The organism is Cupriavidus sp. 291-E7 (assembly GCF_057798835.1).
This window is the reverse complement of the sequence record NZ_JBYOJV010000009.1, coordinates 160,829-180,436: the sequence shown is the minus strand read 5'-3', so window position 1 is coordinate 180,436 and position 19,608 is coordinate 160,829. Positions and strand designations below refer to the sequence as shown.

The 19,608-nt window shown below is 61.6% G+C and carries 21 protein-coding genes and 1 pseudogene; 9 read left to right on the top strand and 13 right to left on the bottom strand.

Going from position 1 to position 19,608, the window contains the following annotated elements; genetic code table 11:
- Positions 1 to 254 precede the first annotated feature (254 nt).
- Together AC3FLX_RS17595 and AC3FLX_RS17590 are read right to left on the bottom strand one after the other, a co-directional pair.
- Positions 255 to 767: a lipocalin-like domain-containing protein gene (locus AC3FLX_RS17595; RefSeq protein ID WP_488698587.1), complete on the bottom strand. Its 513-nt coding sequence runs from the start codon at positions 765 to 767 to the stop codon at positions 255 to 257.
- A gap of 418 nt (positions 768 to 1,185) precedes the next feature.
- Positions 1,186 to 1,710 (bottom strand): DUF3455 domain-containing protein, encoded by a 525-nt coding sequence (locus AC3FLX_RS17590; protein ID WP_488698586.1) that lies wholly within the window; start codon positions 1,708 to 1,710, stop codon positions 1,186 to 1,188.
- A 148-nt stretch (positions 1,711 to 1,858) separates the two neighbouring features.
- Between AC3FLX_RS17590 and AC3FLX_RS17585 the strand changes: the two genes are divergently transcribed.
- The 4 genes and pseudogenes from AC3FLX_RS17585 to AC3FLX_RS17570 all read left to right on the top strand — a co-directional run bounded on the left by AC3FLX_RS17585 (position 1,859) and on the right by AC3FLX_RS17570 (position 4,136).
- Entirely contained in the window at positions 1,859 to 2,416 is a 558-nt protein-coding gene (locus AC3FLX_RS17585; protein WP_488698585.1) for a cold shock domain-containing protein, read from the top strand.
- Positions 2,334 to 2,510, top strand: a complete 177-nt coding sequence (locus AC3FLX_RS17580) for a DUF1294 domain-containing protein (RefSeq protein ID WP_488698702.1) — start codon at positions 2,334 to 2,336, stop codon at positions 2,508 to 2,510. The genes AC3FLX_RS17585 and AC3FLX_RS17580 overlap by 83 nt, the downstream gene beginning before the upstream one ends.
- Positions 2,511 to 2,646: 136 nt before the next feature.
- A pseudogene (locus tag AC3FLX_RS17575) lies at positions 2,647 to 2,823 on the top strand (MBL fold metallo-hydrolase); the annotation flags it as partial.
- A gap of 323 nt (positions 2,824 to 3,146) precedes the next feature.
- Entirely contained in the window at positions 3,147 to 4,136 is a 990-nt protein-coding gene (locus AC3FLX_RS17570) for a LysR family transcriptional regulator (protein WP_488698584.1), read from the top strand.
- 170 nt (positions 4,137 to 4,306) lie between these two features.
- Here AC3FLX_RS17570 and AC3FLX_RS17565 read toward each other — a convergent pair whose 3' ends face one another.
- Together AC3FLX_RS17565 and AC3FLX_RS17560 are read right to left on the bottom strand one after the other, a co-directional pair.
- Positions 4,307 to 4,714, bottom strand: coding sequence for a cupin domain-containing protein (locus tag AC3FLX_RS17565; protein ID WP_488698583.1), 408 nt, complete (start codon positions 4,712 to 4,714; stop codon positions 4,307 to 4,309).
- Between the two features lie 4 nt (positions 4,715 to 4,718).
- The gene (locus tag AC3FLX_RS17560; protein WP_488698582.1) at positions 4,719 to 5,198 is read right to left on the bottom strand and encodes a carboxymuconolactone decarboxylase family protein; all 480 of its coding nucleotides are present in this window, start codon (positions 5,196 to 5,198) and stop codon (positions 4,719 to 4,721) included.
- Positions 5,199 to 6,022: 824 nt separating this feature from the next.
- Here AC3FLX_RS17560 and AC3FLX_RS17555 point away from each other — a divergent pair.
- Together AC3FLX_RS17555 and AC3FLX_RS17550 are read left to right on the top strand one after the other, a co-directional pair.
- The gene (locus AC3FLX_RS17555; RefSeq protein ID WP_488698581.1) at positions 6,023 to 6,385 is read left to right on the top strand and encodes a hypothetical protein; all 363 of its coding nucleotides are present in this window, start codon (positions 6,023 to 6,025) and stop codon (positions 6,383 to 6,385) included.
- A gap of 122 nt (positions 6,386 to 6,507) precedes the next feature.
- Positions 6,508 to 6,975 carry a hypothetical protein gene (locus AC3FLX_RS17550; protein WP_488698580.1) on the top strand — a complete coding sequence of 156 codons (468 nt, stop codon included), beginning with the start codon at positions 6,508 to 6,510 and terminating at the stop codon, positions 6,973 to 6,975.
- Positions 6,976 to 7,231: 256 nt separating this feature from the next.
- On the opposite strand, the gene AC3FLX_RS17545 is transcribed toward AC3FLX_RS17550, so the two are convergent.
- The 3 genes from AC3FLX_RS17545 to AC3FLX_RS17535 form a co-directional block, all read right to left on the bottom strand.
- On the bottom strand, positions 7,232 to 7,498 hold the full coding sequence (locus AC3FLX_RS17545) for a DUF4148 domain-containing protein (RefSeq protein WP_488698579.1): 267 nt from the start codon (positions 7,496 to 7,498) through the stop codon (positions 7,232 to 7,234).
- A 283-nt stretch (positions 7,499 to 7,781) separates the two neighbouring features.
- Positions 7,782 to 9,479: an adenylate/guanylate cyclase domain-containing protein gene (locus tag AC3FLX_RS17540; RefSeq protein WP_488698578.1), complete on the bottom strand. Its 1,698-nt coding sequence runs from the start codon at positions 9,477 to 9,479 to the stop codon at positions 7,782 to 7,784.
- Between the two features lie 193 nt (positions 9,480 to 9,672).
- Entirely contained in the window at positions 9,673 to 9,930 is a 258-nt protein-coding gene (locus AC3FLX_RS17535) for a hypothetical protein (RefSeq protein WP_488698577.1), read from the bottom strand.
- A gap of 370 nt (positions 9,931 to 10,300) precedes the next feature.
- Between AC3FLX_RS17535 and AC3FLX_RS17530 the strand changes: the two genes are divergently transcribed.
- The 3 genes from AC3FLX_RS17530 (at position 10,301) to AC3FLX_RS17520 (ending at position 12,710) form a co-directional block, all read left to right on the top strand.
- Positions 10,301 to 10,627, top strand: coding sequence for a DUF4148 domain-containing protein (locus AC3FLX_RS17530; protein WP_488698576.1), 327 nt, complete (start codon positions 10,301 to 10,303; stop codon positions 10,625 to 10,627).
- Positions 10,628 to 11,385: 758 nt separating this feature from the next.
- Positions 11,386 to 11,925 carry a sigma-70 family RNA polymerase sigma factor gene (locus tag AC3FLX_RS17525; RefSeq protein WP_488698575.1) on the top strand — a complete coding sequence of 180 codons (540 nt, stop codon included), beginning with the start codon at positions 11,386 to 11,388 and terminating at the stop codon, positions 11,923 to 11,925.
- Entirely contained in the window at positions 11,925 to 12,710 is a 786-nt protein-coding gene (locus AC3FLX_RS17520) for an anti-sigma factor family protein (RefSeq protein WP_488698574.1), read from the top strand. Before AC3FLX_RS17525 ends, AC3FLX_RS17520 begins: the two co-directional genes overlap by 1 nt.
- Positions 12,711 to 12,825: 115 nt before the next feature.
- Here AC3FLX_RS17520 and AC3FLX_RS17515 read toward each other — a convergent pair whose 3' ends face one another.
- The 6 genes from AC3FLX_RS17515 to AC3FLX_RS17490 all read right to left on the bottom strand — a co-directional run bounded on the left by AC3FLX_RS17515 (position 12,826) and on the right by AC3FLX_RS17490 (position 19,327).
- Entirely contained in the window at positions 12,826 to 16,014 is a 3,189-nt protein-coding gene (locus tag AC3FLX_RS17515) for a pilus assembly protein (RefSeq protein ID WP_488698573.1), read from the bottom strand.
- A 117-nt stretch (positions 16,015 to 16,131) separates the two neighbouring features.
- Positions 16,132 to 16,674, bottom strand: coding sequence for a pilus assembly PilX family protein (locus tag AC3FLX_RS17510; RefSeq protein ID WP_488698572.1), 543 nt, complete (start codon positions 16,672 to 16,674; stop codon positions 16,132 to 16,134).
- The gene (locus tag AC3FLX_RS17505) at positions 16,671 to 17,720 is read right to left on the bottom strand and encodes a PilW family protein (RefSeq protein WP_488698571.1); all 1,050 of its coding nucleotides are present in this window, start codon (positions 17,718 to 17,720) and stop codon (positions 16,671 to 16,673) included. The genes AC3FLX_RS17510 and AC3FLX_RS17505 overlap by 4 nt, the downstream gene beginning before the upstream one ends.
- On the bottom strand, positions 17,717 to 18,319 hold the full coding sequence (pilV, locus tag AC3FLX_RS17500) for a type IV pilus modification protein PilV (protein ID WP_488698570.1): 603 nt from the start codon (positions 18,317 to 18,319) through the stop codon (positions 17,717 to 17,719). The genes AC3FLX_RS17505 and pilV overlap by 4 nt, the downstream gene beginning before the upstream one ends.
- Entirely contained in the window at positions 18,316 to 18,807 is a 492-nt protein-coding gene (locus AC3FLX_RS17495) for a GspH/FimT family pseudopilin (RefSeq protein ID WP_488698569.1), read from the bottom strand. Before AC3FLX_RS17495 ends, pilV begins: the two co-directional genes overlap by 4 nt.
- A gap of 4 nt (positions 18,808 to 18,811) precedes the next feature.
- Complete coding sequence (locus AC3FLX_RS17490) at positions 18,812 to 19,327, bottom strand: type IV pilin protein (RefSeq protein WP_488698568.1); 516 nt, start codon at positions 19,325 to 19,327, stop codon at positions 18,812 to 18,814.
- Positions 19,328 to 19,608 lie beyond the last annotated feature (281 nt).

The window sequence follows — 19,608 nt, the reverse complement described above, 5'->3', positions numbered from 1 at the left end:
CGAAATGGGGGCATTGCGAGAACAGGTGTGCGTCAGGACACGAAGCGGGACGGCTTTCAGACGTATTGGCCTGGAAATGGCCGACGCTGAAAGCCTGTGAGGAATTCGAGGGGATACTTAAGGGATTGCCGTTGGCCAGATGGAAGCGTGGCTCAAGCGGAGTGCGGCCGGACAAGTTGCAGCCATGTTGGAAAATTCCGTAATCGGTCATCCCGAAAGGGGTGCGGCAAGTGCGCGCCTAATGCGCGCCAAAGTCATTTGGCTCGCTTTAGCACGACCTCTCCCGAGCCGCCCCCGGAGGCTGCGGGAGTGGTCCACCTGAGCTCATCTCCCGAGAGGACAAACGGCCTGCGCTGCTCAATCCCATTCCAGTTCGGGAATGTGCTCGTATCGATGCGAAAGGTGATGGTTTTGTCTGCTTCGTTTACGACGTACGTGCCAAAGTGCGCGATCGAACCTTGCGCCACGGCGCGATATTCTTCCGCGCTGCCCTTCATTCGATCGTTGGATACGTATTTGGGCAAGTCGTCGCGCGAGTTCACCAGCGCATAGTGACCATGACCGTCAAAGATCACAAGACCGTGGGGATCGGGCCCATACATTGGCGTGCGGCTGCCATCCGGGCGGACAGTGTCGACCGAGACATAGGTCCATGCGCCGGCCAGTTGCCGGTCCAGTCGCCCTTGACCCAACGCAACGCCCGATTTCAGCGTGAGTCCCAGAAGTACCAATCGCAGAACGGTGGTAACCATGTGGTTGTGTTTCACGGAGCTCCTCCCTTGCGTGTTAGCAAAGCGCCTCTGACGACAAATAGAATGTAAGCAAGGGAAGACAGAGGGTCAATCGCCCCCTGCTCCAATAGAGGTGCGCCGCGCGTGCGCAAGCGTGCCTGCGGGAAGACCGCAGCCACTCGACAAGTACAGATCAAGGGCCACTATTGGGCGCAATGCGCGACGACCGGAGTTGGCGGGTCTCCGACCTCGGTCTACCAAGGGAGCGATTTGTCGACACCAGCTGCAATTCGCCTGGCGGTCGATCAACTTCTTTCGGTCAAATGGGTAGGGGAGGGCTAGCGATCGTCGGCGCCACATCGGCCGGGTGATGCGGCGCCGCAATCGTGCTTGAGGCAGCGGGCTGAGGCGGCCCTTATTCGCGCATCAAAGCTAAAAGCCACCCGTCACCTTGCTATTCCAGAAAGACGTAGTCAGCCCGATAGGGTATGCGATTCTCCTGTCCCTCCTGGGTGCACGCCTGAGGGAGAGCCTGACCGCCTTGCGTATTCAGACGTTGCACGTAACGCGTCCGTGATAGCAGGCCAGGTCCGCCGCTGCTCGTCGCCTGCAACAGTAATAGTGGAATGCTCTCCGGCGCCTGCGCGTTCGGTAGCTGTCGCAATACCTTGCCGGTTATCTTGCTGCCATCCGGCGCTTCCCAGGTTGGCCCCGCGTAGTGTTTGACAACGACCTGTCCGAGGTCATCTGTCAGAGTGGCATCCGGTGCCACGAGGGTCCATAGCAGCCGGCCGTCGTTGGCTCGCTTGCACTGATAGTTCTGCGTACCGGTGGCGTGCAGCACGGCGACCGTTCCACGAACATCCGCGGGCTGAAGGTCGGGTGGTGCCGCTGTCCGCGATGTGGCACACGAGGCGAGTACGCCTGACAGGCCCAGTACAGTGAGCCACGCGCCGTAGAAATGCTGAGGGATTGCCATGTCGGCTCCTTGCCTTGGCCCAAGGAGGAGGATAGTCCCTGCTGAGGCGCGTCGCCAGTCGGCTTCAAGTCGTTCGGAGTGCCTTATCGCTTCCACGCCCCCCCAACGGGCGCCCAGGGTAGATAACCAATCCCAGGCGACCGCGCCGATGACTGGCGCCGATCGCTTACACTGCGTGCCTCCAGCAATACAAACCAGCAACACCAACCCAAAGAACATGAAGAAAGCGGGGCGGATCAAATCCTGGCATGCCGACAGGGGCTATGGCTTCATCGACATCCATGCGGATCTCAAGGACGTGTTCTTTCATGTGAGTGCGCTGCGGACGCGCGCTGTTCAGCCGAAGGCGGGCGACCGCGTGAGTTTCGAGCTTGCCAAAGGCAAGGATGGTCGAATGCAGGCGCTCAACGTCTCCATAGCGGGCGCCCCAAAGTCAGGCGCTGGCGCCGGGGCGAATTGGTTACCGGCGTTAGTTGGAGTGATGGCGTTGGCGGCCATCGTCTTGGGTGCGCTGGGAGGTTATTTTCCTCGACTCGTTGGCATTGTCAGCGTGATGGCCAGTTTCATCGCCTTCATCGCTGTACGCCGACGACAAGGCTCGGGCAAATCGGAAGGCCTGGCGTATTCCGGAGGCCAATCTGCATCTCATTGCACTTTGCGGGGGATGGCCGGGCGCGCTGGCAGCGCAACACCTGCTTCGGCATAAGAATCGCAAGCACGCGTTTCAGGTGGTCTTCTGGGCGACAGTGGTCCTGAACATTGGGGCACTTGTGCTTTGGAAGGTAGTCGTTGCCGCTTGAGGGACAAATAGGGGGCAGGTATTGCGCTGACGATGCCACAATCGTCCACGGGAATGGGAAGTTGTTCACCAAGGATCAGGGCATCGCGGATCTCAAGTCCAGCGCTCTAAAATACGAGGCGATTGACGTCCGAGAGAAGAATAGCTTCGAGCACGATCCAGAAGTGGCGACGGACGTGCGTATCGCGCTGCTCAACGAAGCGGCTGCAACGGGCGCCTTGCTCGCCGCGGCGCATGTCGCGTTCCCGTCCATCGGTCACATCGACAAGAACGGCGAAGGCTTCCGATTCGTGCCGGTGCAGTGGGATTACTAATCGACGCTCGACGCGCAATCGTCATCGTTTAGATCGCCCTGAAGACTGTAGAAAAGCGCCGCGGGTTCACAAGACTCGCGGCGTTTTTTTGTGCACGATCGCTTGCTCGTCATGCGTGGGTGGCCAATTGCTGACCCGCCGGGAAGTCGCAACAGCAAAAAATTCTTGCGCACCATAACTACGACTCATATGATCGTAGTTATGGTGCCGTCCGTAGCTGGCAGCAGCTCCACGCCGCTGCGGAGTCGGCCTATTTCCGATAACGCCTTCGAAATGCGACGCCAATACGATGGCCCTCCACGTTATAGAGCAGTAAGAGCAGTATGGATTATTCACAGAGATCAGGATCTACTCCGCGTCTATTGTTGCCCCGCGACGACGACTCGGTTTCGACCAACTTTTCCACCCAGTATGCGGGAATCATGACCTTCCTCACGGTCGCAAGTGAAGGTAGCTTCGCGAACGCAAGCCGACGTCTGGGCGTCGGTCGTTCTGCCGTTAGCCGGAGTATCCAGCGGCTCGAGGCACACCTGAAGACGCGCCTGTTTCTACGCACCACGCGTACTACGAAGCTGACAGAGGATGGAGAGCGATTCTTTGAAAACTGCCACCGGGGCGTCGCTCATATCTCGGATGCCCTGGAAGAGATGTTCGACCGGCAGGAAGGCTCTCCTCGCGGTCGGATCCGGATCAGCTCATCTATGGCGTTTGGCAGACGGATCGTCGAGCCACTGGTCGACAAGTTCATCGAAATGTACCCCGGGGTCCGGATAGAACTATTGCTGGAAGATCGCCCCACGGACTTTGCTTCGGACCAGATCGATGTCTCGTTCAGAATGGGGCGGGTCAAGGATTCCTTGATCGTTGCCAAGAGCTTGCAACCAATGCGTATGGCGACCGTTGCCGCTCCATCCTATGTGGCGACCCACGGCCTGCCGGAAACCCCGGAGTCCTTGGCCGATCATAAGTGTGTCAACTATCAGTTGTGGGACGGACGGCGGTTCGAATGGGAATTTACAGTCGACGGGCTGACAAGAAGATTTCAGCCGAAAACCGATCTAATGTTCAACGACACGGAACTTGTCTTGCGCGCTGCGTTACGCGGCAAGGGCTTGGCGCAACTGGCTGGATACCTCATTCGCTCCCATGTCGACGCGAAAGACCTCCTTGTGGTGCTGCCTGAGTATGCACCGGAGGATCGCGCATACTTCCTTTGCTACCTGTCCCGACAACACATGCCGTCGCGCGTGCGCAAGTTCATTGACTTTATGACCGAGGAGATTCGAGCCATAAACTTCAATGACTTTGCCTAGCACAGCGGCTGGTCGGCGAGCTACATCAGTTCCTGAGGCGGGGATCGGCTGGCGGGCATGCCAAGCCGTCATCCTGGGGCGAAAGAACCGGAACAAGAGCAGACCGACACGTGGGAGTGCGCGGCAGGCACCCGGCATACTTGGTGCCTGCCGGCTGGAAGGAGATCGGGCTACTTCACGGGCGTCAGGATCGGTGCACCTTCGTTCTTGATCAGTAACACGACGAATTTGGCGGGCATAGTGTTGCTGGCATTGCGCCCGACTATATGGATGTCGTTGGGGCCTTCATGGAAGGTCTGCCCCGGCTTGAGCGTGACTTCTTTGCCGCCCTTCAACCCCATGATGATGGTGCCCTCGAGCACATAGACAAAGGCGTGCGCATCATGGCGATGCACGGGGTCTTGGGCGCCCGGCGCATAATCCACCACGATCATCTCGACTTCCTTGCCCGGATATTCGGGCAATGGCTCCTTGGTCAGTTTGGTGACCTTGACTTCCGGGCCTGCCGCGAGCACAGGCGGCACAAGCGCCAGATAAGCTGCGGCCAGCAGCGCTGCGACAGACAGAACGTGTTTCATGGCCTTACTCCAGGCCGGCCTTGTCCAGGCCGAACATCTTGTCGGCCGAACCCGGCACCGTGAGAAACGCCACGTTGAGTCGGTTCCACGCGTTGATCGCTCTGACCTGGAAGGCCATGTCGGACAGTTCTTTCTCTGAGAATTGGGCGCGCACCTTTTCATAGACGTCATCAGGCACGCCTTGCGCCGGCAGATTGGTCAGGACTTCCGTCCAAGCAAGTGCGGCGCGTTCGCGCGGCGAAAACAGCGTCGACTCGCGCCAGATGGCCACATGGTGCAGGCGCAGCTCACGCTCGCCGTGGATTTTTGCCTGCTTGATATGCATATCAACGCAGAAGGCGCAGCCATTCAGTTGCGACGCGCGGATCTCCATGAGCTCACGGACGGGCTGCTCGATCGTCGTCTTCTGAAGCAGTGCGCCAAGCTCGATGAGTTTCTTCGCCAGTTCCGGCGATTGTTCGAAATAGTTTAGACGTTGGGACATGAGTTTCTCCTGCGGAACCAATGAGATAACGTTCGCCGGACCCGAGGCACACCCGGCGGTCTCGGGAACTGCGTGGACTGAATCGTAGTGGTTGGTACGGCGTGCAGGTAGTACCGCGCCGGTGCGCACTCTATTGCCGTGGCGGCATCAACTGGCGCGCGTGACACTCGCATCACAAGGCACCCGCGCGCGCTGCACGCGCCGAATCCGGGAGCTTGATTGATACCAGCTGGCTGCTTGCCGAAGCGTCGCAGATCCGAACTGGCCCAGCGATTTGTCAAAGTGGACTAAGGGATGCTGGGGTCGCCGTTGCGAACGAAGGCGTCTTGCCGCCCTCAAGCCTGCGTCGAGAAAGCGAGGTACTGATCGATGCGGGTAGCAGGGCGCTGAAGCGGACGCTTTCACTGACCGTGCCCGGCCATATCGATCCTGGTGTATTCGAGGTGAGATAAACAGTCTTTCGACGCGATGCGATTACGCCAGTTGACCCAGCAATTCCAGCTTGCGTGCTTCCAATGCACCGGCGACTTCGCGCAACTCGATCTTGGCCTTGATCACTGCGGGGAATAGTTCGCTGATTCAGCGATGAATGCGCCGAAGCATGTCGAGTTCGCCATCACAATTTTTTCGGCTCAAATTCGGGCGTCTGATACTCCATCCAAAGCAGCCATCGGAAAGCCAACGCGCAGGGACGCCTTCTGGCCGAACGCAGAAACTCGCGGCCTATCGTCGAATGCCCGTTCGCTTGCCCACAAAAATGACGCTTGACCTTCCCCCTATGGGAACGTCTACGCTCACGGCAATCCCACCGTTCTGCCAAGATAGTGAAGCCCACCACCTTGTTTTGCCGTCTGATCGTCTGGTCGTGGCTCGCAGCAATGCTGCTGGCCGGATCGGCGTCTGCCGCCTATGTCTGCCCCAAGGACATGGGCGCGGCAAGCGCCAGTGGGCTGCGGGCCGATTGCGCGGACAACGACCAGCCGGCACTGTGCGCGACCTACCTTCGCGGCAGTTCGGCCAACACGCCAGAGGCGCCGCCGCCGGCCGGCGGCGAACCGTCTCGACCACTCTCGATTGCACCTAGTAGCCCGTTCGGCGATGTCGCCGTATGGCGACCGACGCAGCAAATCGCGTCGTCGGGGTCCGCCATTCCCGTCTATCTCGCGACGGCCCGATTGAGACATTGATGTTTCCCTTGCCGTTCATGTGCGGCACGCCCCGGCGGTAACCCCCGAGCAATCGGCGCTGCCACGCGCGTTCCGCGACCCACCGGTACATCGAAATCTCAATACTTCAATCGGAGCACATCATGCATTTCACAAAATTCGCCGTCGCACTGGCATTGGCCGGAACGGCCGTCTCGGCTTTCGCGGGTCCGGACTGGACGGTCATCGAACGCGCCCGGGAGGCCGCCCACCGCGCCCATGCGGGCGCCACGCCGGCCCCGGAACAGGCCAGGACCGATTCGTGCGCCCAGATGATGGAACGGACGACCACGTCGTCGACGCAGTGGCAGGGGAACGCCATTGGATCGCACGGCACCACGAATAGCGGTGCGGACACGAGCACGCACCGCGCTTGGGGCAACGTCTTGAGCGCCGTGACCGGCGCGCGCGACCCGTTCCTGGATGGCGGCCGTACGGCAGCGCCAGACGTCTTCACCGATGGCGCCTTGCGCGTTGCCGGTATGGATACGACGGGTGTATCGGCACCGCCTGCCCGCGCCCGCGATCCTTACACCGACGACGCACGCGCCGGCGCGTCGCAGCAGGCCTGACCTGGCGCCAGCCGGCCCCGGCGGTCGTAGTGGCCGCTGGGGCCCCGCTTGCGCCCCGCCTTTTGAAGACGGCACTGAAAGCGGATAGCCTCCCAGTCATCGCCGGGCATCGCTACGCGATCGACTTCTCATTGCCGCGTTCCGGCAGCGCCGATGGATTGGTTCGATCTCAGCCGGAACGAGTGCGGACTGGTTCTGATCATGAGCCAGCCTGCTTGCGAGCCGCGCGCACGTGCGGCTCATGTCGAGCCTCGGTTCAGTCTCCGCCATATAGCGCGTTCAAGCGGTCCATCGTGCCATCCTTCTGTGCTCGGATGAGTTCTTGACGAACCTCTTCGCGGGTCTTGCCCATCGGAGCCGAGCGGATCGTCGGCGGCATCGCGGCCTGCCCCGCGGCTGGCGCAGCCTGCATCAGCGTGGTGCCGATTTCGTTGGGTCCGGCAGCGACGTCCATGTCTGCGGCATACACGTGCACAGCCCCCAGTGCGAGGGTAGCGGCAGCAATCAAACTGAGATGTTTCATGACAATCTCCAATGCAGTTCAATCAGCAATCCAAAGTCCGACTTCGTCAGTGTGGCGCTTTGGTACGTCGCGTCGCGCGAGTTGCACGGATCTCTTCGATCCTTGCCAACCGTCCGGCGCACAGTAGTCAAACCACAGCAACGGCCGCTTTATTCCCGACAGCATCTATCTCGCGACGCAGCTTTGCGGCGGGCGACGCGACACATTCCTTGCTTGCGCAGGGCGCGTTCGCTGATCAACGTCTTGACATTGGCGGTCGGTGAGCGTTGCTCGGAGGGCGTAGTCAGGCCCGAGGCATCTGCGCTGCCTTGGACAGCACGCGGACGGGCACCGGGTCATCGCGGCCTCGCAGGCGTGCGGCAAGCTGCGGCAAGGCCGCGGCCGAAATGCCGGCATGCTGGAAGACCAGTTCGGAGACGATCGCCTCGCAAGCGATCTCTTTAGTAAACTGCTCAAGTCTCGAGGCCACGTTCAACGGGTCGCCAATCGCCGTGAACGTGACATGCTCGCGGAAACCAATCTCGCCCATGACGGCACGGCCGCAATGCAATCCAATTCCAAAGCGGACTGGCGTCTGCAATTGCTGCTTGAGCGCGGCGTTGAGCTCGTCAATGTTGGATGCGACCAGCGGCACTGCGCTGAGCGCCTGACGACAGGCCACGGCCGGCTCGCTGTGCAAGCCGAAGATCGCGAGCACTGCGTCCCCCAGAAACTGGTTTGGCAGACCGCCCGCCTGGACTACCGCAGCGCTGACCGCACTCAGGAAGCGGCTGACCATGAAGATGCTGTCGAACGGCAGTTGTGCCGCGGCAAGCTTCGTGGAATCCCGCATATCCACGAACATAAACGCCGCGAATCGCTCTTGCGGCATGACGTCCCGCTGGCGCCGCTGCAGAAAGGCAGCGGACGCGGCCGGAGGCACCAGTGGCCATACGGAGAGCGCATGGGTCGGACGCAACTGACAGGCGAGGCGCACTGTCTGCGAATCCGCTCCCAGTCGCTCCAGAACACGCCGCTCCGCCTCGGCCGGCGCAGGCAGCGGCACGGCGCTGAGCACGCGCACCCGGCACAACGTACATCGGGCGCGGCCGCCGCAGGTGCTGGCGTGGGGAATGCCGGCCATGCGGCTGGCCTCCAGCACCGAAAACCCGAGCGGCACGAATACCTCTCGTCCGTCCGGATACATGATGCAGAGCCGCCCGCCCCGGCGCTCCCGCACCGTGCGCACCAGCCGCGCCGCGAGCACCAGCAGCAGCGCACCCCCATCGAAGAGCAAAAAGTCGTTGCGCAGCTCAGCGAGCCAGAGATTTTGCAAAGCCGTTCCGTTGATCGCCGGGCGGGTCGCTACGGCGCGCCAGGCGGGGTCCTGCGCGAGCGCGATCACTTCCCGGCCGCCTTGCAAGAAGCCTAGCAGCGCAAGCACCGGAAGCAGCACGGCAACGCTCAACAGCACGCTCCGCCACGCCCCGAACCAAGGCTTCAACCGCAACCAGAACCAGAGGCCGTAACAGCCATGCAGCCAGGCAACCACCAAAAGCAATAGCTGCACACGTCCGAAGAACGGTGAAGCGATCCAGAACGAGTACAGCAACTGCGCGTAGCCCTTGTTCAGACCGAGCTCGGCAAAAGCGACCCGGGTATTCACAACATGGTTGGCTAGCAGCGGCGGTATGCACAAGCCGAGGACGAGCTGTGCCACCTCGCCCGGCGTCCATTGCGACGAGCGCCGTTCGTACAGTGCCCACAGACCCAGGAAGAAGTGCGTCACCAACGCGCCATACAGCACGGCCGTTCCAAGCCACCCCTGCCAAATGAATTTCTGCACAAGCAAGCCGCGCTCCAGCCAGGCGAGCGAGATATTCCCCAGCGAGTGATTCAGGAGATGTGTGCCGACATAGGTAAACAGCACCAGTCCGGTGGTAAGCCGGACCGATCGCACACCCGCAGGCCGCAACCTTTGAATATTGGGAAAGTGCGACATACTCTACCCTCCACGCATCCTCGATGCGCAGGCGCTTGCCACCAAGCGCTGACACTGCCGAAGGTTAGCATCACTGCCAATGGGTAGTGCGGGCGCCTGAGGGCCTTGGCAATTTCCGGGCTCCGGCGCAAAAAGGGCGGGCCGCAGCCCAGCCCTTCTTTTCATCTATGCAGCCTGCGGTTCAGGTAGCGCCTTAGCTGTGCGCGCCGTCGGTGTACGGGTCGCGCCGATCGGTGATTTTCGCGCCGTCGGTGTACGGATCGCGCCGATCCGTGATTCTCGCGCTGTCGGAATAGACGTCGAACCTGCCTGCTTTCGCGCCATCCGTGTAGGGGTCACGCGGCCCGGCAATATGGGTGTTGCCGTCAGAGGTTGCGGGGATGCTGGATGACTGGGCCAGCGCTCCGAACGAAGCCAATGCCGCGACAGCGGCCGAAATCAGGATTTTCATGACGATCTCCAAATACAGTAGGGATAGCTTCCAAAGCGCATCTCCGTGAAGGCTACGCCTGGGCACGCAACTCGCTTCCGGTTTCCAGGATATTGATCAATCCCGAGAACTGGTTCGCCGTGCATTTGTAGAACCGCGCAGCCACCCGTTTTATTCCCGCTCCAGTTGTTGACGCGGCAGCCGACCAAGGGAAATACCTATGCCTTGGCTCGTGCTCCCGTGCCCTCTTATTGGTGATGCCACGGATGCTCTTTTCTTGTGAAAGGAAATGAGGGAATAAGAAGACCGGCTCCGCGGTCTATCCATGCAGAGCGTCATGCTGAGTCGGATCGACTGCGGCATCGATCGCTCGAGACCAAGGAGTATTCACATGAAAGCAAATTCGCTGAATCGGCTTCTCGTCCTGCCCATGCGCGCTTCGCTCATCGTGAGCGCTGCGTTGATGGCAACCTCAGCCTGTGTATACGCGCAAACATCGCCCGAATCCGGTACGCATCAACTCACTCGTGCAGAAGTGCGGCATGAACTCGAGGAGTTGGAGTCGGTCGGTTACAAGCCTTTGCAAGGCGACAACAGTGACTATCCCGCCGACATTCAAGCTGCGGAACAAAGGCTGGAAGCCAAGCATCAAGCGGAGAGGAGTGCGCTGATGAGTGGAAGCCAGGCCGCACAGACGAAGCCCATGCCCATGCCTTGATGGCTGGCGCAGGTCGCACACGGATTGTCGAAAGAGGATGCCGTAGGCAGGGAAATTGAACGACTTTTTTGTTTCGTACCGATTCAGATCGGATGGGATCATGAAGCGGGATCAGTTCGAATTTTTGGAATGCCGTTGGCATCGTTACCACCGGCCTTCTCTTATGCTACTTCGTGGCTAACGGATATCCGTTGAAGCCCGTTTCGGGATGAACAGATCGCCTGTCTTTCAGTTGAATGCACGTTATCTTTAGTCTTTGAATCAAGGCATTGAGCGGATGCCTTTTGCGATCTTCGCCGCGCAAGCCGATTGCGCAACCTGCAAGCCTTGCGTGCCGCTCGGCAACACCTGTTCCGAGCTGCAAGCGGCGCATGGTTGGTTGCACTTTCATTCCCCTTGATACGCAACGTGGAGAGAACTTCTTGCACAGCGGCTGCCGGGCGGCTAGCCAGCACCCGGACGTAGGCCATCTTCCCTAAACTGCAATGAGTAGACGCTGTTCCGGCGCCGGATATTCCCGCTCCCGCATGCATTCATCCGCTCGCGACGCGCGGGCGGATTGTCGATGGCATCAGGTGATGCCGTCCGGGAAGAGGACGGACACAGGAGGCGCACCCATCATACGGCTGGCGCTTCCGCTGCCGAATCAACATGGGATCCGATTCAGGCGACGATTCCGGGAATAAAAATGGCATGCCGATGGTCCTGCAGTTAACTCACTGCCGGTCACGGATTGCGGTTACAGCGGAAACTTCACAATGGCGGATCCAGACACCGGGCAGCGCTTCGAGAGGCTTGTCTTGCCACATATGAACTCGGCGTTCAACGTTGCGAGATGGCTGACGCATAACGACCAGGATGCCCAGGACGTGGTGCAGGAGGCGTACCTGCGCGCGTTCCGGTTTTTTGGCGGATTCCGCGGAGAGGATGCCCGTGCATGGCTATTGAGCATTGTGCGCAACACCTTCTACACCTGGTATCAAGAGAACCGGGGGCATGCAGCGGAAACCACGATGTTTGAGGAAGACATGCACAGCCTTGAGACCAGTACCGCTGACCATGACGACAGTCCTGATGCGATGCTCATGCGCAGCCAAAGCCAGAAGCGGGTGCACAAGGCGTTGCAGGGCTTGCGGCTGGAATACCGTGAGGTTGTCGTACTGCGGGAGCTGGAAGACTTGTCATACAAGGAAATCGCCACCATCGTGGGCATCCCGATAGGCACGGTAATGTCCCGCCTGGGCCGGGGCCGCCAGCAGCTCGCGGCGCTGCTCTCCCCGACGGATCAGGAGGCGTGATGGATCACAATCAGGCGTTCGAGTTGTTGCCGGGCTACCTCGACCAGGAGTTGAGCCTGTCCGAAGCGCTCGAGTTCGAGCGCCATCTTGCTGACTGCGAGCAGTGCCAGCAGGTCTATGCACAACACCGCCAGGTGAGTGCGCAGCTGCGGCAAGCGGATTTGCGTGTAGACACGCCGCAAGAACTGGTGAAACGCATCAAGGCTGTGCTGCCGGCGCGCCGCACGTTCTGGCAGCGGCTGGGTGAGCGATTCGGCCGGTGGAGCGGCGTCGGGTCGATGCCCTGGGCGCCGGCTGGCGCGATGTTGATGAGTGTGGTCGCGCTGACCTGGAGCGTGGGGCTGTACCTCTCGGTGCCATCAAGCGAGACGCGTCTGACCCAGGAACTCGTGGATAACCATATTCGCTCGTTGCAGGTCAATCACCTCTCCGATGTGATTTCATCTGACCGGCATACGGTCAAGCCGTGGTTTGACGGCAAGCTGGACTTTGCGCCGCCTGTGGTCAATCTTGCGCAGCAGGGGTATCCGCTGGTCGGCGGGCGGCTGGATTATCTGAACGGGCGGCCGGTCGCCGTGATAGTCTATCACTACAAGCTGCATCCGATCAATCTCTATGTGTGGCCGGGCAGCGACGCGGGTGCCACGCCTCGCATATACGCGCAGCAGGGCTATCACCTCGCCCACTGGAGTGCCGCGGGAATGAATTACTGGGCGATCACCGATGCCGGCGAAGCTGAACTGAATGGCTTCATCACGGAACTGCGCGCGCATCCTGCTTCCTAGTCTGCGCGGCGAGGTGCTCACGACGGAATAAATCGGACAGCCCGGCGGTCTTCCTCACCGCACACGATTGTCAACGATGCCGGCCGTAATTTGGAGCGACGGCCGGAGGCGCGCACTACTTCTGGTCCGTCTCCGAGTACCAGTAGATGCGCTTGCGCTTGCCAACGCCAGTCAGCGTCACCTTCTGCACGCCAAGTGCCGATTTGTCGTCGCCGCCGGCGCTGCTGGTCTGGTTGCCCACACCGAACAGTACCGGCTCCACCACTGGCTGTCCGTTCTTGTCGACACTGACCACGCCGAATACCGGCGATGGCGGAAACCCGCCGCCGTCCAGGATGACCGAGCGGTCGACATTCTGTCCCGCGCTGGTCAGGAAGCTGTACAAATAGCTGCGCGCTGTACCAAGGTTCGGATAGCAGACGCCGGCCTTGGGCACCGAAGGCGTGTTTGTCCCGACGCTGGTATTGCCCGCGACGGTAAGCGGGGCGTTCACGGCTTTCTCGCCCGGATGGACCAGGGTGATGTAGAAGCCCGAGCGCGAACCGTCGTACCCGGCCGTGGTGGCGTCGACAAGACTCGCTTCCGTCAACGGCGTCCAGATGGCCGGCATGCGCGAGATGTTCGTGTCCCGGATCATATAGAGCCGGTTCACCACGTTATAGGCTGTACCCGGCGTGGAGGAGGCCGAATACAGCGGGTGCTCGCGGTCGCCGGACCCGATCGAAACAGCATCGTAGCCGCGCGTGGAAATCACGTCCGGCGCATAGAAGAACTTGCGTGCATCGTTGGTATTTGCCGCACCGCCCAAAGCCGCGAGCTTGTTTAGCGTCCAGCTGGCCGGCGCGTTGCCGCCAGTGGTTTCGAAGTCGGCACGCCAGATATTGCCGCCCACGTCCCCAACATAGATCCGCTCCACGTAGCCATCGCTATTGCGGTCAACCGTGGTGACGTCCGACGCGATGGCGCGCGTCAGCGACGGTACCGCCGTGCAAGCGCCGGTGGCTCCCATGCACGATGGCTGCGCGGACCACACCATGTTGCCCGTGTAGGCGTCCAGGACCAGCACGCCACGGCCCATCGAATCGACACCTGGCGACGGATCGCTGTCCTCGGCTGGGTCGTACCCGGCGCCCATGATGATGACCGGATTCGCATTGCCGCGCACGCGCGCCACCTTCGGTTGCGACCAGGTCTGCCCGAGTTCCGGGATATCGGCGCTGGACCGCTTCCAGACGAAGCGCGGGCTCGTGGGGTTGGTGACGTCGAGCGCATAGATCAGGCGCCCGCCGCGGCGTGCGGTGAGGTACAGCAACACGCGCGGGTTGGCCGGATCGCGCTGGTCCTGCATCACGGTGGTACTGCCGTCGAAAAAGTAATCGCGCGGCTTGGGTTCCGGGGAGATGCCCGCCGGCGTAGTCGACAGCTTGACTTCGGGCGAGTTCGTGTAGAGCCGGCTCAGCCTGTCCAGGAATTCCGGTGCGACGAATCCCCATATTTCGCCGCCGGGCCGCACCGCACCGATGCCCTGCGCCTGATTGCCATTGACCGCATGGAACACCCCGTCGTTGGTGCCGTAGAACACGACCACCCCGGTGGTACCGCCGTAGTTGACCACTGCCGGCCGCGAATGAAGCACATCCGCGTGGATCGATGAGCGTACCGTGACGGGCGAACCCGGCCCCGTTTCGCTTTCGATACCGGCAATGCTCTTGTTGTCGACGGCCGCCTCGTCCTGGCCGCGCATCCAGGCGACAAGCTTGGGCAATTCGGACGAGGAAATCACGGCGCCGCCATTGGTGCCGCCATTGAATGCCGCCAGCCCCGAGGAGCCTGTCAGCCACGAATTGGACGTATCGAAGCTCGGGAAAGCTGCCGACACCGGACAATTGCCCACGCCATTGCAGGTCAGCAGCGTGCGCGAATCCTGGCTGGTCAGCCACTGCACACGCATCATCTCGCCGACGCCACCCTTTTCGACAACTTCTCCATCGGGCGTATCGAGCGCCCAGCCGGTACCCGACGGACTGTTCTGCCAATATCCCTTGGACGGCCAGTTCTTGACGGCGCTGCCGTAGGCACCGCTTGCAAACGACAACGGCGCGTCGGCAGTCCAGAAACTCACGGCATTCGCCGAAATGAACCCAGTCTGCGCGTTGCTGATGGCCGATGCGCCCTGCGCATCCTGCATCACCAGCTTGCCGGTGTTGTCGTAGCCCACCTTGTATTGCTTGAGGTTGCCCATCCAGCGAGGGGCTGCCGAAGCGTCCGGCCGGAACATGCCCACGTACACCTGGTTCAGGAACTGCCCCTGCGCATTGACCGACGCCGGCAGGCTCACCGACGCGAACACGCTGTTCACGGCCTGCACTTCGTTGAAGATGGACAGCAGATCCGCCGTCAGGTCATTGGCCGCACCGAGCTTGACCGTATACGACTTGCCGCCTCCGTTCGTGCCCATGCTTTGCGCGAGTTGCACGTAATCGGGGTTCTTGTCATCGGTCACGGCGATCGTGTACGTCGTCACGTTCTGCCGGTTGTCCATGTTGCCCAGCACGTCGGTCTGATTCAGGAATCGCGCCCACTCGTCGCCCCAGTTGCTCTGGTACTTGGTGTTTGCCGCAAGCACGATTTCCTGCTGCTGCGCCTTGGAGGCGCCCGCACTGACCAGCGAATTGAATGCGTTCTGCCCGGTGTCCTGTGGTTTGCCGTTGTTGACGGCGTTGCCGATATAGATGATGAAGTTGCGCTGGCAGGGGTTGTCGATCGGCGACGTGTACGTGGTGCCGGACAACCCGGTGTTGCCCGAAAAATAGGCCCAGGCCTCCTGCATGCCGCCGCCCACCTGAGAATTGTTCGAATTGTCGGCCTGGCGATCGATCGACTTCAGGTAGGTCAGGAATGCGCTGATGCCGTTCTCGTCCATGAGTGGCAGCTTGTACGGCGCCGCCGCCGGATAGCGCATCTTGCCGCCCACGTTGCTGCCGCTGCCGAACATCATCAACCCGATGTTGATGTTGCCGTAGAGCGTTGGAGACTTCCTGATCGAGTCGATCGCGTTGTAGAGCGCGCACTGGAGCGCTCCAACGTCCTTGCCGGCGTTGTTGCTGGTGACCACCCCGCCAGTGGAGCACGTGAAATCAGCCGATGCATCCCACGTCGAGGCGTTGTCGAGCAGGATCAGCACGTTTGGCTTGCCCGCTTGTGGCTGCAGCCCCGTGTAGAGGTCGATGTCCTCCGCCAGGCTCGGAGACGCCGCCGTCGCCAGGCTCAGGGCAAGGGCGACACAAAGAGAAGATATGCGCATAGGGGCTGATGTCGAAAGAACAGTGTGCTGGATCGCGGTGCGGCGCTTGCTCGGCTGAGGTCAGTCGTTGGACTGACCTGGTCAGGCTCTGGGTCAGGCGTTGGCTCGGGTCGTCGATCAGGACGGGCACGCGGTGCCATACGGCACCCGGACGGCAACCCCCTGATGCAGCGTGGTGCGGCTGCCGGTCACGGCGGTGTCGCTGACCGTCGCGGCCACGTCCCACTGCGTACCGTTGCAGAGCGAATTGCCGCTACCGCCGCTGCCAGCGGGGACGATGCCTGTGTTGTTGTTGCCGTTGCCCACGTAGCAGGACACATCGTCGGCATTGGTTTCGTCGAGTTCCACGTTCTTGACGGGCTTGCTGGTCTGGCAAACCGGCGCCGCCACCTGGGCCGTGTAGTCGGGCTTGCCGTCGCCGGTCACGTCGACGGACACGCTCTTGGTCACCGGCGCCGCCGTGAAGTCCTGGCTGATGACTTGCTCGATACCCTGCTGCGCGGCGTGGCGCGCCTCCACCGTGTACTGCTGGTTGGCCGCCACCTTGGTGGTGACTACGCTGGAACCCACCAGCGAGATTGTCATCATCAGGAATACAACCAGGAAAACCAGCGTGATCAGCAATGTCACGCCTTCCTGGCGGTGTCGGATCGGACTCATTGGGTCTCCCGGGAACCGGCCACGTTGGCAATGCGGGCCAGTTCCGCATAGACATGGCGCTTGTATCCATCACCGAATGGGCCACTTGCCTGTGCCCGGCCCAGATCGTAGGTGCGCTGGTCGGTCCAGCCAGCGGTCACCGTGGCGGTACGGGCCAGCAGGCGAACCTGCACCGCAGTGACATTGCGCCAGTTCGTCAGGGCCACGGACCAGTCGTACCCCGGCACGCCGGTGCAATCCGCCGAATTGTTGGCGCCGGGGTCGGCGACATAGCAATCCGGCGCACCGTTGCCATCCAGGTCGACGCCATACGACAGGTGCATGTCCTCGATCCCGTTCGCCACGGCCTGGACGCGGAAGCCACCTTCGAACAGTTCTGCCATTTTTAGCGTTGGCTTGCCGTCGCCGGTGCCGCTGCACTGATCGCAACCGGCCAGGTAGAAGATGCGGACCACCGCCGCTCGCAACTCGGACGGCACGGCGCTATCACACGCTTTGGTACGCAGCTTGAATGCCGGCGCGCTGGCATCGAAGACCAGCGGCACTGTGTCGTCGGCACAGTAAGAGGCCTGCAGGTATGGCGTGCCAATAGCCGCCGCCGACACCGGCGTGGTGCTGACGCGTCGCACGGTCAGTATCTCGGACCCGGGCAGCAGGTTTGGCAGGCATGGCGCCACCGCGCCCGGCGCGAAACCTTGCACTGCCAGCGGCACTGTGGCGGGAGACCCCGAAAATCCCAGCGACGCCGCATCTGTCGCGCAAAGGTCAGGCGCCGATACCACCGCGCCGCCTGCCACGTTGGAAGGACCGAAGAAGCCAGCCAGCTCCAGTTCGCGGCTCATGATGTCGAGCCCGTACCGCCCGTTTTCGATCTGCTCGCCGCTATTCGCAAACGCATTACGCGCGCGGCTGGTATTGAAGTACAGCGTCGCCAGCGCCGTGAGCAGCAGCAGGCTCAGTGTCATCGACACCATCAGTTCCACCAGCGACAGGCCCTGCTGGCGGCGCATTGGCATGGCGCGGCGAACGAAGATCTTCGGCCTCATGACAGTACCCCGATGCGCACCTGTACGCTGACGGCGCGGCGATTCGCGTCATCGCCATACCGGTTCTGCCCGCAAGGCAAAGCAGGCGCCCCGGTTTTGGCCAGCCCCTGCCAGGCCACCGTGACCCGATACGTCTGCGTGACCGGATCGATGGTCTCGATGCAACCCAGCGCGCCGATCATCGCGCCCACCTTGGTACCACCGTCGCTCTCCGCGCTGCCCTGCAGCGCCGCGCCCCACGATGCCAGGTCGGCGGCGGCCACCGCGCGCTGCGCGTCGGTACCCGCCGTGCACGCGGCCGGCGGCACCGTTACGGTGCCTGCCACTGTGGCATTCGGTCCGTTCGCGTAGCAACCGATGACCTGCCGGTTGGCATTGAGCCGCGCCACCATGTCCTGAAGCAGCGTCAGCGCCTGGCCGCGCTGGTACGACTCCATTTCGGACTGGCCCGAACGCGCGACCATCCCGGCTGTACCGAGCAACGCCACCAGGACAATGACGACCGAAACCAGAACTTCGATCAGCGTCGCACCGCCCTGGGACGAACGCAGCCTACCGCCGCGACGGTGATGGCAGCGCGGACTGACAGGCGGGTTCATGAGCACGCTCCGTTGACGGTGGCCACACGGCCAGTGCCGTTGATCTGGATGCACACGACGTTCGACGTGCCGGCGTTCGCCATCGAGACCTGGAACGTCTGGCTGCCGTTTCCGGGCCGTCCATCGTTGCCGACCCACAGTGAGTTGCCACCGCTGGTGCTGATGGTGAGATCCGTATAGGGACCGTAGCCACGCACGCGCTCGGTGCCCGCCGTCACTACCCAGCCGGCCGACCACGTCCCAGCGGCTGACAGCGTCGTGATGCCGTTGCGCTTGACGGCCTCGCTGCGCATCAGCATGAACGCCGCCGCCAGATCGCTGGCCGCATTGCGCACGCGCTGGCCGGCGATGAATTGCGAGAACGAAGGCGCTGCCATGCTGGCAAGGATGGCCAGCACCAGTATCGTCACGAGCAGTTCGGGCAGGGTGAAACCCTTCGCCCGCATCGCACGCTGCGTCAGGTTTTGTGACAGTGTTTTTGCCGGCATACGCTTATTTCCAGCAGCCGGCCTGGCCGCCGGAACCCGTGGCGCTCTTGTCGCCGGCCTGGGTAAGGGCCAACGTGCCACAACTCGTATCGCGCGATGCCTGGGTTCCGACCGGCGTCGCCGTGATGGTGTAGGCAGGCGGCGTAGCGGTGCCGGTCACGGTGATCTGGTAGTTCGCCGAAACGCTGTCCGGCGTGGCCGGAGCGTTCAGCGCCACGAGGCTGGTGGCGTAGGCGCGGTTATCCACCATGAATCGCTCCTGCAGGCTGGCAAGTTCCAGCATGTAGGACTCGGCGGCGGCACGGTTACCGCGGACGATATAGTTTGTATATGAGGGGAAAGCAAACGCGGCGATGATGCCGATGATGGCGACGGTCACCATCAGTTCGATCAGCGTAAAGCCGGGAGAAAGCACCCGCGCGCTCGACCTGACGCCAATGCCCAACCCGATGATCCCGTTTGGCGCAGGCACGAACATGCGTCCGCAACCCGGCTGCCTTGTGGGGCTATGCTTGCCCATTTTTTTGCTCCCGTTCTGTCCGGCCGACCCTTAGCCGCGAGGAACTCTTGGCGGCGAGTGTAGAAGTAGCGCTCTAAAAGAGTCAACGCTTTTTGAGTATCGGCTTTGTACGGCGTTGCCGATTTGCAAATGGAAGCAAATTGATTGATCAATCGAGCCGGCGAGCCCGACAGTTAATGCACGATTAATGTCTGGCCGGTAGCGTGATCCGGCCAATGGCTTTCCGTTCCGGCACGTGAGGCTGCTTCCTTCGCCCATAAGGAAGCAGCTTTTTTTTGCGA